We start from the raw sequence: 14,398 nt of genomic DNA on the forward strand, positions 1-14,398 counted from the left end.
AGCGCTTTTGCGGGGATAGGAAGTGAAAGGGAAAGATCCCGACCTCGTATCGACGTCGGGAGTCCGATTAATGAATGGTTAACGCACTTTGATACTTGTGCAGCATCGCCACCAGCCGCTCAACCGGCTGTGTCACCTGGACTGGTGCTTCCCACACCCGCAGCTTTTGCTGGTACACCTCAAGCTCTTCAAGCAGACGCGAGAAGTAGTAGCGGCGCTTATCATCGCTGCTCGCCGAAATCACCCGATCGGCGGTACGGCGCAGCTGGCGGTGGAACGCCGACAGGTCATCGTTGATAGGGATCGGCGCATCGCGCAGGCGCTGGTGCGCAATAATGAGCGTCAGCGCAAGACGGAACTTGGCAATATCACCCGGGAACTTGTTGAGCAGCAAAAAGAGCTGCTGATAGAGCGCCGGCAGGTGATTCTCTTTACGCCGCGCCATATTGGTGGTCATCGCCGAGACGGCGGCAAACACAAACTGGTTCAGCAGCACCCGACCGGTACGCAGACGCGAGTTATCGCGGATCAACAGGATCACAATCAGCGCCATAAAGCAGCCGACAATTTGCCCCAGCGCGCTGTCGAGAAACTGGCTGAAGTGGAAGGTCATCGGATTATCGAGCACCAGAATGTTGATGGTACTGGCCAACGCGCCGAGCGACCCCAGCCGACGCTTCTGTACTTCAATGCCGATAAAGAAGCACATCACCGCCAGACTCAGGCACAGCAGCAGCATACTTTGCTGTGTGGCAGGCATAATGACCAGGAAGTAGAGCGACCCAATCGGTAACGCGGCAATCGTGCCGTAAAGAAAGTCAATCGCCACCATGCGCGGGTTGGGCAGACGCATCGCCAGCGAGGTCACTACCGCGATCATCACCATCGCCCCGCTGCCGGAGGTCCAGCCGGTCCACAGCCAGAACAGGATCCCCAGCGCGCAGGAGACGGTGGTACGCCAGAAGTTAACCATCGCGTGATGGCGTTCGGCCGACTCGGGACGCACCACCACTTCGCTTTGCAGAATTTCTTCTTCCCGGGCGCTGATTTTCGCGTTGCCAATCACCCCGCGCTTCAGCAACAGATAGCGCGTGGCGGCGCCCACCCAGCTGTAAATCGTCACCGGCGTATCGTGCTCACCGGTCCACGCCAGCACCCGGCGCATACGTTTAAGCTGACGGTGTACGTCCTGCACCGTTTCGACCGGTTCAGCAAACAGTTCGCGATAGGCATCCGTCACCAGCTCCGGCCGCGAGTTTTGCATAATAAACGTTTCACAGGCCTGGGTGATCATCGTCAGCGATACGGTATTCAATGCCTTCAGACGACGGTTGGCGCGCACCCAGCGTGAGGATTCCATATTGAGGTTGCTGCGCATGCCCTCCATCGCGGTGGCGCGACGCACCAGCGCGTGCCAGGCGCGGTCCATTTCATCGCTGTCGCCGTGCTTGATGCACAACTGCATCAGGCGATACTGATCGACGAGCATGGCATCCAGTTCGTGATCGATCTCTTTTTTGATCGAGCGCGGTGAAAACAGCAGATCCGCAACGATCGCACAAACGATACCGATCACGATCTCGCTGCAGCGTTCGACGGCAAACTGCGGCGTGAGCAGCGGCTCGGACTGAATAGTGATGACAATAATGAGCGCGGTATAGCCGGAAAGCCCCCAGGCATAGGAGTTCTCGACGCGTACCAGCGATGAGATCCAGGTACAGAACCCGGCCCAGATACTGCACACCAGCAGCATCAGCAGCGGTGCGCGGATCATGGTGATAATGATCGCCAGCGCGGCGATACAGCCGATAAAGGTGCCGACGATACGCAGCATCCCGCGATAGCGAATGGCCCCCGCATAAGGTTCCCCACCGGCTGCAAACGCGGGGCCAGCGGCGACAATCGCCGCCGTCAGTACCGCCCAGCGGGGCGTTTCAAGCTGAAAATGAAAGCCGACAAACAGCGCCAGCACCACCGCGCAGGCCAGCTTGATGGCAAAGCGGATGTGCTGGTTGGCAATACTGAAGATGCCCATGACGATTAACCGAATTCACGCAGGCGCAGCGCCAGTTTCTGGAAGAAGGTCATCTGGCGCGCATCGCGATCCTTCGCACCGGTGATCACCACCGTCGCGGTTGTCCCCGCGGGCCATAGGTTGCCCGGCTCGTCATCAAGATGGATACGTACCGGCACGCGCTGCGCCAGACGCACCCATTCCAGGTTAGAGTCAATGGTGGCCATCCCCTTGCTGTCAACGCTGCTGCTGGCGTTGGTCACGCCCGCCGCCACGCTATCAACGGTGCCTTTCAGTACTCGGTTGCTGCCCAGAGGGGTAATTTCCGCACGATAACCGGGACGTACGTGCTCGAGCTTGGTTTCTTCCAGGTAGGCCATCACGTAGAAAGAGTGCTGTTTAACGAGCGCTACCGCCGTCGAGCCACGGGTAATAAATTCACCGGCATACACGTTCAGGTTGGTCACCCAGCCGTCGGCCGGGGCGCGGATCACGGTACGATCGAGGTCAAGACGCGCCAGGTCACGCGTGGCCTGTGCTTTCGCCAACTGGTGCAGAACGGTTTGCAGCACGTTATTCGACTGATCGATTTCTTCGCGCGACATGGCGCTGACGCCCAGCTGGTTACGACGGCTGGCTTCACGCCCTTTTTCAGCGGCCAGCGCCTGATAATAGGCCACATCCGCTTCCGCTTCCGCGAGCGCCTTCTGATAACGCGGCTGGTCGATAACAAACAGCACCTGATTTTTGCTAACCAGTTGGTTATCCTTAACCTGTACCCCGGTAATCAGGCCCGAAACGTCAGGGGCAATCGCCACGACGTCCGCGCTAAAGCGAGCGTCACGCGTCCAGGGTGATTCGGTGTAATAGACCCAGGCGCGAAAGATTGCGATGAACGCCAGGATGACCAGTATCACCGTAATGGCGGTACGGGATAGATTTCTTGTTAGTGTTTTCACATCCACCTCAAACGAACAAACGTGATATCAAATAAAACAGGCAGCAATAAAGCGCGGTGTTGAACAACGCAGGATGCCAGACAAAATCGTAGATCCCGGTTGGCGTCAGCACGCGACGCACCAGCCAAAAAATGGCGAGCGATAAGAGCAGCTCAAAGAAGATCGGCGGAAAAGAGAGACCGAAAATCACGATGACAGGAAACAGGCTCATGTTGACCTTACTAGACTAGCGTGCAGGTGAGATTGGAACTTTAGTTATTCAACTAACAGTATATTAACGTAACTGTTATAGCCTTATCTACATAGTGTGATGCAAATCACTTTTAAGCCAGAGTGAACAATGGAACGACTAAAACGGATGTCGGTATTTGCCAAGGTTGTCGAGCAAGGCTCCTTTACCGCCGCGGCCCGGCAGCTACAAATGAGCGTATCTTCCATCAGCCAGACTGTCTCTAAACTGGAAGATGAGCTCCAGGTCAAGCTGCTTAACCGCAGCACGCGGAGCATTGGCCTCACCGAAGCCGGTAAAATTTACTACCAGGGCTGCCGGCGTATGCTGTTCGAAGTCCAGGACGTTCACGAGCAGCTTTACGCTTTTAACAATACGCCGATCGGTACGCTGCGCGTCGGCTGCTCTTCAACTATGGCACAAAATGTTCTCGCCAGGATCACCGCCGATATGTTGAAAGAGTACCCTGGCCTGACCGTGAACCTGGTGACAGGGATCCCCGCACCGGACCTGATTGCCGATGGCCTGGACGTGGTGATCCGCGTGGGGGCGCTGCAGGATTCCAGCCTCTTCTCGCGCCGCCTCGGCGCGATGCCGATGGTGGTCTGTGCGTCAAAAAAATACCTCGCACAGTATGGCGTGCCCGAAAAACCGGCCGACCTGAGCAACCATTCATGGCTGGAATATAGCGTCCGTCCGGATAACGAATTTGAGCTGATAGCGCCCGAAGGGATATCCACCAAGCTGCTGCCACAAGGTCGGTTTGTCACCAACGATCCGATGACCATCTCACGCTGGCTGGTTGCCGGTGCCGGCATTGCCTACGTGCCGCTGATGTGGGCGATCAATGAGATCAACAGCGGCGAGCTGGAGATCTTGTTCCCGCGCTATCAGTCCGATCCTCGCCCGGTATACGCGCTGTATACTGAAAAGGACAAGCTGCCGCTGAAGGTGCAGGTCTGTATTAACTATCTGACCGACTATTTTGTGGAAGTGGCGAGACTGTTCCAGGGAATGCGGGGGAGAAGTAAAGAATAGCGATAGGCCCGATAAGCGTTGCGCCATCGGGCATTTCGGACGTTGTCATCCGTCTCAATGCACCTCACAAGGAGGTGCATTTTTTCAGATCAGGCGGTACCGCCCACCGTTAAATTATCGACCTTCAGCGTCGGCTGGCCGACGCCCACCGGCAGGCTCTGGCCTTCTTTACCGCAGACGCCCACGCCGTTATCCAGCTTCAGATCGTTACCGACCATCGACACCTGCTGCATGGTTTCAATACCGGAGCCAATCAGCGTTGCCCCTTTCACCGGCTTGGTCACCTTACCGTTTTCAATCAGGTAGGCTTCCGAGGTCGAGAACACAAACTTACCGGAGGTGATATCGACCTGGCCGCCGCCAAAGTTAGGCGCATACAGGCCGTACTCCACGGATTCAATAATTTCCTGCGGCGTCGATTTTCCGGCCAACATGTAGGTATTGGTCATGCGCGGCATTGGCAGGTGCGCATAGGATTCACGACGGCCGTTACCGGTTGGCGCGACGCCCATCAGGCGCGCATTGAGCTTATCCTGCATATAGCCTTTCAGAATACCGTTTTCGATCAGCACGTTGTACTGACCCGGCGTACCTTCATCATCGATTGCTACAGAACCACGGCGATCGCCAAGGGTGCCGTCATCAACGATAGTACACAGCTCGGAAGCCACCAGTTGACCCATCTGACCGCTGAAGACCGACGTTCCGCGACGGTTAAAGTCGCCTTCCAGCCCGTGCCCTACCGCTTCGTGCAGCAGCACGCCCGGCCAGCCCGCCCCCAGAACAACCGGCAGGGTTCCCGCAGGCGCAGCCACCGCAGACAGGTTGACCAGCGCCATACGTACGGCTTCTTTCGCCCACGCATCGGCGCGCACCTCACCGTCGAGATCGGCAAGGAAGTAGTCATAGCCAAAACGACCGCCGCCGCCGCTGGCACCGCGCTCGCGCTTACCCTCTTCTTCGACCTGCACGCTAACAGACAGACGCACCAGCGGGCGCACATCCGCCGCCAGCGTGCCGTCGGTGGAGGCCACCAGAATCAGCTCATAGACGCCGGTCAGGCTGGCTGTCACTTCCTGCACGCGCGAATCCGCCGCACGCGCAACGCTGTCCACGCGGCGCAAAATATCCAGCTTCTCTTCACGGGTCATACTCTGCAGCGGATCGAGAGAGGTATAGAGCGCAGGATGTTCTACCGCGCCGAGCGTCTGCACTTTGCCATCGCCCGCGTCGCGCACAATAGTCCGCGCAGCCTGTGCGCTCTGTTCCAGCGCCAGCAGGCTTATCTGGTCGGCATAGGCAAAGCCCGTTTTCTCGCCGCTAACGGCACGGACGCCGACGCCCTGATCGATATTATAAGAGCCGTCTTTGATGATGCGGTCTTCTAAAACCCAGGATTCGTGATAGCTGGACTGAAAATAGAGATCGCCATAGTCCAGCCGACGCTCCGTGAGTTGACCAAGAATGGCAAACAGATCCTGATGATTCAGGCCGTTCGCCGCCAGCAATTGTTCACTTACCAGGTTTAGACTCATTATTTCGCTACTCGTTAATGCCCGCTTGCCTGACGCACGGCGGGCCTGTATTCCGGGTGTTTGTCGTATGAGATTGAGGCAATTTGAGGCTTGCGTCAAATCATGGCTTTTTATCGCTGCGCGCCTGGCGCAGCACTTCGTTAATTTGCGGCTTGTCGATTGGACCGGTGATGCGGTAGCGCAGGATCGACACCTTGTTCCACAGCGGCCCCAGCACTTTCGTCGCGGCAAACACCGCCGCGCCGATAATCGGGTTCACCGCGAAGGCGGTCGCAACGCCGACCGTCGCCGAGATTTCCGGCGCGACGATCGCTTCCATATTCAGCTCGCGGCGCACCAGGTTAACCGAACCTTTCATGGCGATATCGGCCTCCAGACCGTCCACCAGCGTATCGTCGGTGTTCAGCACCCCGTCTTTAATCCAGGCGGTGCTGCGGATGGAGTCAAAGTAAAAACCTTCGCTGAAGGTGTCGCTAAAGTCAAAGCGCAGCTTGCGCAGCAGCGCATCTACGCTCAGCAGGCGCAGCAGCTGCCCGGCATGGCCGGTAGAAATATCGGTAAACTGGCCCTTGCTGACGTGTGTCTTAAGAATGCCATTCAGCGAAGCGACATCAGGCTGCCACGGTTTATCGCGCCAATGTAAATCGTAGTCGACATCAACGGCGGCGTCGCGAATTGGCGTAGACACGCCGAAGAAAGCGACGGCATCATCAACGTTTTTGCCATGGATTTTCCCCTTCAGCGAGGTACGCTGCTCGGCGGGCGCATTCACCCATAAGCCGTCGGCGGTCAGGCGCCCGAAGCCGGTATCGATCAGGCCGTTTGCCAGCGATAGCGTATCGCCTTTTATGCTGAAATCACCGTCGATACGCCCGTATTTCTGCCCCCACAGCCAGCATTCCGCACAGCGCAACTGGAGATCCGGCCAGCCGTGGAAATCAATCTGGCTCGCGGCGCTTGCGCTACCCGTGGTAGATACGCCAGCCGTCTGCGCCAGCGGGTTAGCCGATGGGTTGTAGTAGAGATAGCGCACCGCGGCCTGCCACGGCGCGCCGTTTTTCATGGTCAGGCTGGCGTTAATTTCACGCCCCTGCGCTTCAACCTGTTTGCCTTCAGCCGTTGGCCTGGAGACCAGGCTCAGGTTATTCCACTGCTGGCCAGCAAAGGTGAGCGACGGCGTACGCAGCGTCACGCTTTCCGGGAAAGCAGCGGCCGAACTCACGCTGTCCGCCGCGCCGTGCTGGAACAGCGCCAGCCACTGCGCGCCGTCCATCGGCGGCAGGTTCAGCTCAATCCCCGGAGTTTGCGGCAACGGCGGCACTGTACGGCTATCCGACGTCAGAATGGCGCTCTCCAGCGCCAGCTTATTGCCCAACCGCCAGCGGCTGTTGATATGATTGCCAGGGCCAACGCTGCCGGTCAGATCGAAACTGCGTAGATTCCCGTCGACGTTAATCTTCAGCGGCAGCGCCTGACCCGCCGCTTTATCCGCCGGAGGCGGTAAGCTACTGCTCATATTTTGCAGGTCGCCGGTGATACCCACCTTGTAGGTGGCACCACTATGATACGGTAGCTCAATGGCAACGTTGCCTTTCCACGGTACGCTGCCCTTCAGCGCATCGTTAAGCTGCCGCGGCAGTACCCCGGTTTTTGCCGGCTGCCAGTCGGCCTGCATATTGACGCCCACCTGATAGGCTTTGGCGCCTTCGGTGGTCGTAAAATCAACTTTAAGCGGCTGATTAAACCAGGTTGCGGTCAACGGCTCGCTGGTGAGGTTACCGTTCTCAAAGCTGAACGCGCCTTTCAGGTTGTGCAGCGTGCTGTCCAGCGGCTTGATAAACAGACTGTTGTTATTGAGCGCGACTTTGCCTTTCGCGGTGACCAGCTCGCCGTCGAGCGGGATATCAAGATGTAAGCGAGCGCTTACATCACCATCTATCTGCAGCTCCTCAAGCGCCGCCGCCAGCGAATCGTGCAGCGGGGTATCCTGGAAATACGGGCCAACCGCCTTACCCGGACCATTGATATCAGCATCAATCAGCAGCTTTTCTTTCTCATAGTCCGGAATGGCCGCCTCAAGATTGCTGGCCATCACGCCGCCGAGCGCCGCTTTGTCGGCCTTCATCCACAGGCCATCGTTGATAAAGTTGAGCTCAATATTGAGGTTGGTCAACGCCGGCCAGTCAGGCTGGAAGGCAAAGGTCGCGTCATGCAGCGGAACGTAGACCAGGAACTGGCCCTCGTTGTGCTTATAGGGGAACAGATGCGGATTACCGCCGTACACCAGCGTCGCGTTTTCCGCCTTTCCGGCTTTAATGGCGCCGCTCAGGTAGTCGACCAGCTTGGTACCCATCAGGTTTTCCGGGAAATAGCGCCATGCCTGGCCACCGTCGTCGGTGCTGATACCGGCAAGAATCCCCAGCCAGGGCTGATCGTCTTTCGGCTGCAGGTAGCGGAAGCCGCCCGCCGCGCGCACGCCGGTCGCCTGCACGTCGATATTGCGCCCGTCCAGCATAAAGCCGCGATCGTCATTGACCCAGTTCAGGGTCGCCGTACCGTCCGCAATTTCCAGCGGCGCACGGAAAACGTGCTCGTAGGGCATCAGCGCTTTTTGCATCGCCACGCGCAGCGTGCCGTTCTCGACGCTCCCGGCCACGCTGCCGGAGACATGTTCAGCGCCGGGCAGAAGTTTCCATTGCTTCCACGCCAGCCCATCCCAGCTCGCGTTAAAGCGCGTTTTTCCGGCGTCCTGAAGCGGGATATCGACAGCCAGCGCATCAATCATCCCCGTCGGCTGCGCGGTGTGCCAGATATCGGCGACGTCCGGCGAGATCCTGGCGGCGATCGGCAACAGGCCATTAAGCCCGGCCAACGACAAATGGCTGGCACGAATGCGCAGTTCATCGCTACGCTGATGATCTTTGCCGCCCACTTCCTGCGCGGGAATCCACGCCAGCGCCAGCGCGCCGCGCGGCCACGGCGTATCGTCGATGGTGATGCGAGTATCAGGGATCCGCAGCTCCCAGCCTTCCTTTTCCCGCGACAGATGCGCGGTGAGGTTATCCACCGACAGCCGATGCGTGTGCGCGTCGCCCTGCCAGCTGGCGCCGCCCTTTTTCAGCCACACGTCGCCGCTGGCGATCTCGCCCTTGTCCACCGACGCCCAGCCCTCAAGGCTAAAGCGGGCGCTGGTCAGCGCGATATTGTCCTGCATCCACTGGCCCAGCCACGGCTTCACGTCGATATCGTCGGCCTGCAGCCACAGCCGCCCTTTGTTCAGCAGGCCATTTTCGTCGCGCAGATCCATGCGAACCTTCATCACCCCGTGCTGGCCGGTGAGGCTGGACAGGCTCAGTTCGCCTTCGGCACGGTGACGATTTTTATCGTTCACCCACGTCAGCTGCGGAACCGCCAGCTCGGCGCGCTGGCCGGAGAGAGTCAGGAAGCTAAGGTGGCTATCGCGCAGGGTAAAATGATCAAACTGGCGCAGAAACAGATCGCTGATACGGTCGCCCTTAAGGCCACCGTCGCCGTCGTTATTCTGCAGCGGGGTATTGGTGCGGACCTGCAGCTGCCAGAAGGTCAGCTCGCGAAATTGCCAGCGCAGGTGCAGCAGGCTCTGCCAGACATCCAGCGCCATCGAGGCACGTTTAATGGAGAGTTCGCCGCCGTCGTTCAGCCCGGCCTTGATGTCACGAACCTCAAGCGTCGGACCGAAGGTCTGCCAGTTGGCCTGAATTTGTGAAGCAGAGACGGGCAGCCCGGTGGCGGCTTCAATTTTCGCCAGCAGCGTCGGGCGCCATTGGTCCAGATGCGGCAAGGCAAGACGCAGGCCGCTCACCAGCAGCGCGACAATGACAATCAGTGTAGCAACGGTGAGCAGTAGTATCCCCGGCAATCGCCTCACGCATCTCTCCTTGGGTTGCAGCAGGCTGCGTTATTACATCATGACCACATCGAACTGCTCCGGGTTATAGAGCGGTTCAATCTGTACTTTTACCTGCTTGCCGACAAATATTTCGACTTCCGCCAGCGCATGGGACTCTTCGCCCTTCAGCGTTTCCGCCACAGATGGAGAAGCATAGACCAGGAAACGATCGGAGTCGTAGGCATGATGCACGCGCACAATTTCACGCATGATTTCGTAGCACACCGTTTCGACCGTCTTCACCGTACCGCGACCGTGACAGGTCGGGCATTCCGTGCACAGCACATGCTCAACGCTTTCGCGGGTGCGCTTGCGGGTCATCTCAACCAATCCGAGCGGCGAGAAACCGTTGACGCTGGTTTTGACGCGGTCTTTGCTCAGCGCCTGCTCCAGCGAATGCAGCACGCGACGACGGTGGTCTTCGTTATTCATATCGATAAAATCGATGATGATAATCCCGCCGAGGTTACGCAGGCGCAGCTGGCGAGCAATCGCCTGGGTCGCTTCAATGTTGGTATTGAAGATGGTGTCATCGAGATTACGGTGGCCAACGAAGGCTCCGGTATTAATGTCGACGGTGGTCATGGCCTCGGTCTGGTCGATAACCAGATAGCCACCTGACTTGAGTTCTACTTTACGCTCCAGCGCACGCTGGATTTCATTCTCAACATCGAAGAGATCAAAGATAGGCTGGCGACCGCTGTAGTGCTCAAGCTTATTGGTCATTTCAGGCATATATTCAGCCGTAAATTCCATTAACGCTTCGTAGGTCAAACGCGAGTCAACGCGAATTTTATCCAGTTGGGCGTCAGCAAAGTCGCGCAGCACACGCTGCGCCAGCGCCAGTTCACCGTACATCTGGTAGCGGGTCTGCGGGCGCTTTTTGCGCTCCATCACTTTGGTCCAGACGCGTTTAAGGTAGGCGGCATCTGAGGCTAAGTCCTCTTCACACACGCCTTCTGCCGCCGTACGAATAATAAAGCCGCCCTGCTCATCGCAGTATTCGGCCACCACCTTCTTTAGGCGCTCGCGTTCGGCTTCGCTTTCAATACGCTGCGACACGCCGACGTGCGAGGCACCCGGCATAAACACCAGATAGCGGGAGGGTAAGGTAATGTCAGTGGTCAGACGCGCGCCTTTGGTGCCCAGCGGATCTTTTACCACCTGCACCATCAGATCCTGGCCCTGGCGTACCAGCTCGGAGATGTCGCGCACGGTGAATTGTTTTTGTTCTTCGCCGGCGACACATTCGGTGTGCGGCATGATATCGGAGGCGTGAAGGAACGCCGCCTTATCCAGACCAATATCTACAAAAGCCGCCTGCATACCCGGCAAGACCCGACTGACACGACCTTTGTAGATATTGCCTACTATTCCGCGTCGCGCTTCACGCTCAATATGAATTTCCTGCAAAATGCCGCCGTCGATATACGCCACCCGCGTCTCCGATGGCGTCACGTTAACTAATAATTCAGCCGTCATGTTTATCCCTTTTTTCACGTAGCGAGTTAAAGTTACTCAGCAACTCATACGTTTCCACCAGCGGTAAGCCGACTACGGCGTGATAGCTGCCATTGATCTTCCTGACGAAACAGCCACCCAACCCTTGAATACCGTATGCACCTGCTTTATCTAAAGGTTCTCCGCTCGCAACATACGCTGCGATATCATCATCAGAGAGCGTCCGGAAGGTCACCTCGGTGACCACCAGACAGTCGAGCGTGTGCTGGCGGTCAGCCAGCGCAACGGCGGTCATCACCTGATGGGTATTCCCTGAGAGCATACGCAGCATAGCGGCTGCATGTGCTTCATCGCGCGGTTTCTCCAGCACTTCACCGTTAAGGATAACAATGGTATCCGCCCCCAGAACCGGGCGATCCTCACACACGAGGGCAACGCCCGCCTGCGCTTTTTCTCGCGCCAGCCGCGCCACGTAGTGCTGAGCCTCCTCATGAGGACGGCGCACTTCTTCAATACCCGGAACCACTTTCTCAAACGAGATGCCAAGCTGAGTAAGCAGTTCCTGGCGACGCGGGGAACCTGAAGCAAGATAGAGAGATACCATAACGACCTTATTGAACGGCAAATTGCTGACGAACTTTACGCATCAGTAGAAATATCCATGGCCAAAGCACGCCGTTTACTACACTACTCCAGAACACTTCAGGTCGGAAAGAGACGTTGATCACTAAAAACTCTGCCCAGAAAACAATAATATCCGTCGCGAGCGAGAGTAGCATAACGACCAGCGCCTGCTGCCAGAGCGCCAGGTTGCGGAACAGCTGATACTTTAGCGCCACCAGATACGCCACAATGCTCAACGACAGCGCGCGCACGCCGAGCGTTGAACCACTGATCAGATCCAGTATGGCACCCATCACGAAGCCCGTGCCCACATTCACCCGGTGCGGTAGCGCCAGCGACCAGTAAAGCAGAATAAGCAGGACCCAGTTCGGCCGGAAAACCGTGAGGTCATCCGGCCAGGGCATAACTTGTAGCAACAGTGCGATAAGAAACGAGAGCCAGATTACCCAGCGTCCCTGGCTACGGTAACTTGCCACTATTGCCCTCCTGAGGGGAGCTGAGGTGGCGGCGTATCCGCAGAGGGGGCGGTCATGCCGGTTGCTGGCGCAGGCAGCTGTGGCCCCATCGCTTCCGGCGACGGCAGCACCTGCGGCATCATCTGCATCAGGCGTTCGTTAGCAACGCGATGTACCTCTTCCGGGGTCATCGGGTTAGTGCCATTCCGATCGGCGCCCCACAGCAGCAGCAGATAGCGCAGACGCTGCAGGCCCGCCGTTGGGCGCGCTTGAATAACGGTATAGGCACGCTGAGTGTCCAGCTTAACCGACGAGACAACGCCGACCGGATACCCTTCCGGGAATCGGCCGCCCAGACCGGAGGTAACCAGCACATCGCCGACGCGAATGTCGGTGTTGGCCGGCAGATGCTCCAGCTGTAAATCGTCGGTGCAGCCGTTACCGGCGGCAATCACGCGGATATCGTTACGCAGCACCTGAATCGGCAACGCGTGGGTTGCATCGCAAATCAGCAGCACGCGGCTGGTCAGTTTTGCCACCGCGACAACCTGACCCACAACGCCTTTGTCGCTGATGACCGGCTGGCCTTCATAGACGCCGTTGACGGTGCCTTTATCGATAACAACCTGATCGCTGTACGGATCGTTAACCGTTGAGATCACCTGCGTCACCATTTTTTGTTCGTCCTGGCGCAGCGGTGAACCTAACAGTTCGCGTAAACGGGCATTTTCCTGTTTGTACTGACCCAGCATCAGCAGGTCGCTGTTTTTCAGCAGCAGCTCCTGACGTAATGCGCGGTTTTCAAGCTCGAGCTGGTCGCGTGATGCCAGCGTTTGCGAGACGCTATCGAGCAGTTCACGGGGACCATTAGAAACAAAATAGAAAGGACTGACGGCAGTATCCATGTATGTTCGGATTTGACTGAACATACCCAGGCGGCTGTCGGCGATAATGACACCCAGCGCCACCAGCACCGCCAGAATAAGGCGAATCTGCAGCGACGGGCCACGGCTAAAAATGGGCTTCATAGGCTATGCGTATTCTCGTGTCAGTGAAATTAAGGGTAGCCTGCTGGCTACCCTGAACCTCATGCTGACTACTCTTCGCTAAACAAATCGCCGCCGTGCATGTCGATCATTTCCAGCGCCTTGCCGCCGCCGCGCGCTACGCAGGTCAGCGGATCTTCAGCAACGACAACTGGAATACCGGTTTCTTCCATCAGCAGGCGATCGAGGTTGCGCAGCAGCGCGCCGCCGCCGGTCAGCACCATACCGCGTTCGGAGATGTCGGAAGCCAGTTCTGGCGGGCACTGTTCCAGTGCAACCATCACGGCGCTTACGATACCGGTCAGCGGTTCCTGCAGCGCTTCAAGAATTTCATTGGAGTTCAGCGTGAAGCCACGCGGAACACCTTCTGCCAGGTTACGGCCACGGACTTCGATTTCACGCACTTCGTCACCCGGGTAAGCGGAGCCGATTTCGTGCTTGATACGTTCTGCGGTCGCTTCACCGATCAGAGAGCCGTAGTTACGACGAACGTAGTTGATGATCGCTTCGTCGAAGCGGTCGCCGCCGATACGGACAGAGGAAGAGTAAACCACGCCGTTCAGAGAGATAACGGCGACTTCGGTAGTACCACCACCGATATCCACAACCATAGAACCGGTTGCTTCAGAAACCGGCAGACCCGCACCGATTGCCGCAGCCATCGGTTCTTCAATCAGGAAGACTTCACGGGCGCCAGCGCCCTGAGCGGATTCACGGATTGCGCGGCGTTCAACCTGGGTTGCGCCAACCGGCACACAAACCAGCACGCGCGGGCTCGGGCGCATAAAGCTGTTGCTGTGAACCTGTTTGATGAAGTGCTGGAGCATTTTCTCGGTCACGAAGAAGTCAGCGATAACGCCGTCTTTCATCGGACGAATGGCCGCGATGTTGCCCGGCGTACGGCCCAGCATCTGTTTAGCGTCATGACCTACGGCGGCCACGCTTTTCGGTGAACCGGCACGATCCTGACGAATGGCGACCACGGAAGGCTCATTCAATACGATGCCTTGTCCTTTTACGTAAATCAGGGTATTCGCGGTACCCAGGTCAATGGACAGGTCATTGGAAAACATGCCACGAAATTTTTTCAACATACTAAGGGATAATCC

At 57.6% G+C, this 14,398-nt stretch carries 11 protein-coding genes; 1 reads left to right on the forward strand and 10 read right to left on the reverse strand.

Annotated elements, in window-relative coordinates:
- Positions 1–67: 67 nt before the first annotated feature.
- The 3 genes from aaeB to aaeX are packed head-to-tail and all read right to left on the reverse strand — an operon-like array spanning position 68 to position 3,184.
- Positions 68–2,035: a p-hydroxybenzoic acid efflux pump subunit AaeB gene (gene aaeB / locus V6942_RS11955; RefSeq protein ID WP_106927318.1), complete on the reverse strand. Its 1,968-nt coding sequence runs from the start codon at positions 2,033–2,035 to the stop codon at positions 68–70.
- Positions 2,036–2,040: 5 nt separating this feature from the next.
- Positions 2,041–2,973 (reverse strand): p-hydroxybenzoic acid efflux pump subunit AaeA, encoded by a 933-nt coding sequence (aaeA, locus tag V6942_RS11960; RefSeq protein WP_106927321.1) that lies wholly within the window; start codon positions 2,971–2,973, stop codon positions 2,041–2,043.
- A gap of 7 nt (positions 2,974–2,980) precedes the next feature.
- Positions 2,981–3,184, reverse strand: a complete 204-nt coding sequence (gene aaeX / locus V6942_RS11965; RefSeq protein ID WP_035891204.1) for a p-hydroxybenzoic acid efflux pump operon protein AaeX — start codon at positions 3,182–3,184, stop codon at positions 2,981–2,983.
- A gap of 129 nt (positions 3,185–3,313) precedes the next feature.
- On the opposite strand from aaeX, the gene aaeR reads away from it, so the two are divergent.
- Positions 3,314–4,240 (forward strand): HTH-type transcriptional activator AaeR, encoded by a 927-nt coding sequence (gene aaeR, locus V6942_RS11970; protein WP_106927323.1) that lies wholly within the window; start codon positions 3,314–3,316, stop codon positions 4,238–4,240.
- 89 nt (positions 4,241–4,329) lie between these two features.
- On the opposite strand, the gene tldD is transcribed toward aaeR, so the two are convergent.
- The 7 genes from tldD to mreB form a co-directional block, all read right to left on the reverse strand.
- A complete protein-coding gene (tldD, locus tag V6942_RS11975; protein ID WP_182929942.1) occupies positions 4,330–5,775 on the reverse strand; it encodes a metalloprotease TldD in 1,446 nt (481 codons plus the stop codon).
- 100 nt (positions 5,776–5,875) lie between these two features.
- Positions 5,876–9,682 carry an AsmA2 domain-containing protein YhdP gene (yhdP, locus tag V6942_RS11980; RefSeq protein WP_333501280.1) on the reverse strand — a complete coding sequence of 1,269 codons (3,807 nt, stop codon included), beginning with the start codon at positions 9,680–9,682 and terminating at the stop codon, positions 5,876–5,878.
- Between the two features lie 33 nt (positions 9,683–9,715).
- Complete coding sequence (gene rng / locus V6942_RS11985) at positions 9,716–11,185, reverse strand: ribonuclease G (RefSeq protein ID WP_182929940.1); 1,470 nt, start codon at positions 11,183–11,185, stop codon at positions 9,716–9,718.
- Positions 11,175–11,768 (reverse strand): Maf family protein, encoded by a 594-nt coding sequence (locus V6942_RS11990; RefSeq protein WP_106927362.1) that lies wholly within the window; start codon positions 11,766–11,768, stop codon positions 11,175–11,177. Before V6942_RS11990 ends, rng begins: the two co-directional genes overlap by 11 nt.
- Before the next feature lie 7 nt (positions 11,769–11,775).
- Positions 11,776–12,264: a rod shape-determining protein MreD gene (mreD, locus tag V6942_RS11995; RefSeq protein ID WP_064541739.1), complete on the reverse strand. Its 489-nt coding sequence runs from the start codon at positions 12,262–12,264 to the stop codon at positions 11,776–11,778.
- On the reverse strand, positions 12,264–13,271 hold the full coding sequence (gene mreC, locus V6942_RS12000) for a rod shape-determining protein MreC (protein WP_182929939.1): 1,008 nt from the start codon (positions 13,269–13,271) through the stop codon (positions 12,264–12,266). Before mreC ends, mreD begins: the two co-directional genes overlap by 1 nt.
- 68 nt (positions 13,272–13,339) lie before the next feature.
- Entirely contained in the window at positions 13,340–14,383 is a 1,044-nt protein-coding gene (gene mreB, locus V6942_RS12005; RefSeq protein ID WP_000913396.1) for a rod shape-determining protein MreB, read from the reverse strand.
- Positions 14,384–14,398: the final 15 nt, after the last annotated feature.

It is taken from the genome of Kluyvera genomosp. 2 (genome assembly GCF_036759865.1).
Lineage (GTDB): Bacteria > Pseudomonadota > Gammaproteobacteria > Enterobacterales > Enterobacteriaceae > Kluyvera > Kluyvera ascorbata_B.

What these genes read in the sequence shown, in the direction of transcription:
- aaeB (WP_106927318.1), bottom strand. Translation starts at nt 2,035, where the DNA reads ATGGGCATCTTCAGTATTGCCAACCAGCACATCCGCTTTGCCATCAAG.
- aaeX (WP_035891204.1), bottom strand. Translation starts at nt 3,184, where the DNA reads ATGAGCCTGTTTCCTGTCATCGTGATTTTCGGTCTCTCTTTTCCGCCG.
- aaeR (WP_106927323.1), top strand. Translation starts at nt 3,314, where the DNA reads ATGGAACGACTAAAACGGATGTCGGTATTTGCCAAGGTTGTCGAGCAA.
- tldD (WP_182929942.1), bottom strand. Translation starts at nt 5,775, where the DNA reads ATGAGTCTAAACCTGGTAAGTGAACAATTGCTGGCGGCGAACGGCCTG.
- rng (WP_182929940.1), bottom strand. Translation starts at nt 11,185, where the DNA reads ATGACGGCTGAATTATTAGTTAACGTGACGCCATCGGAGACGCGGGTG.
- V6942_RS11990 (WP_106927362.1), bottom strand. Translation starts at nt 11,768, where the DNA reads ATGGTATCTCTCTATCTTGCTTCAGGTTCCCCGCGTCGCCAGGAACTG.
- mreC (WP_182929939.1), bottom strand. Translation starts at nt 13,271, where the DNA reads ATGAAGCCCATTTTTAGCCGTGGCCCGTCGCTGCAGATTCGCCTTATT.
- mreB (WP_000913396.1), bottom strand. Translation starts at nt 14,383, where the DNA reads ATGTTGAAAAAATTTCGTGGCATGTTTTCCAATGACCTGTCCATTGAC.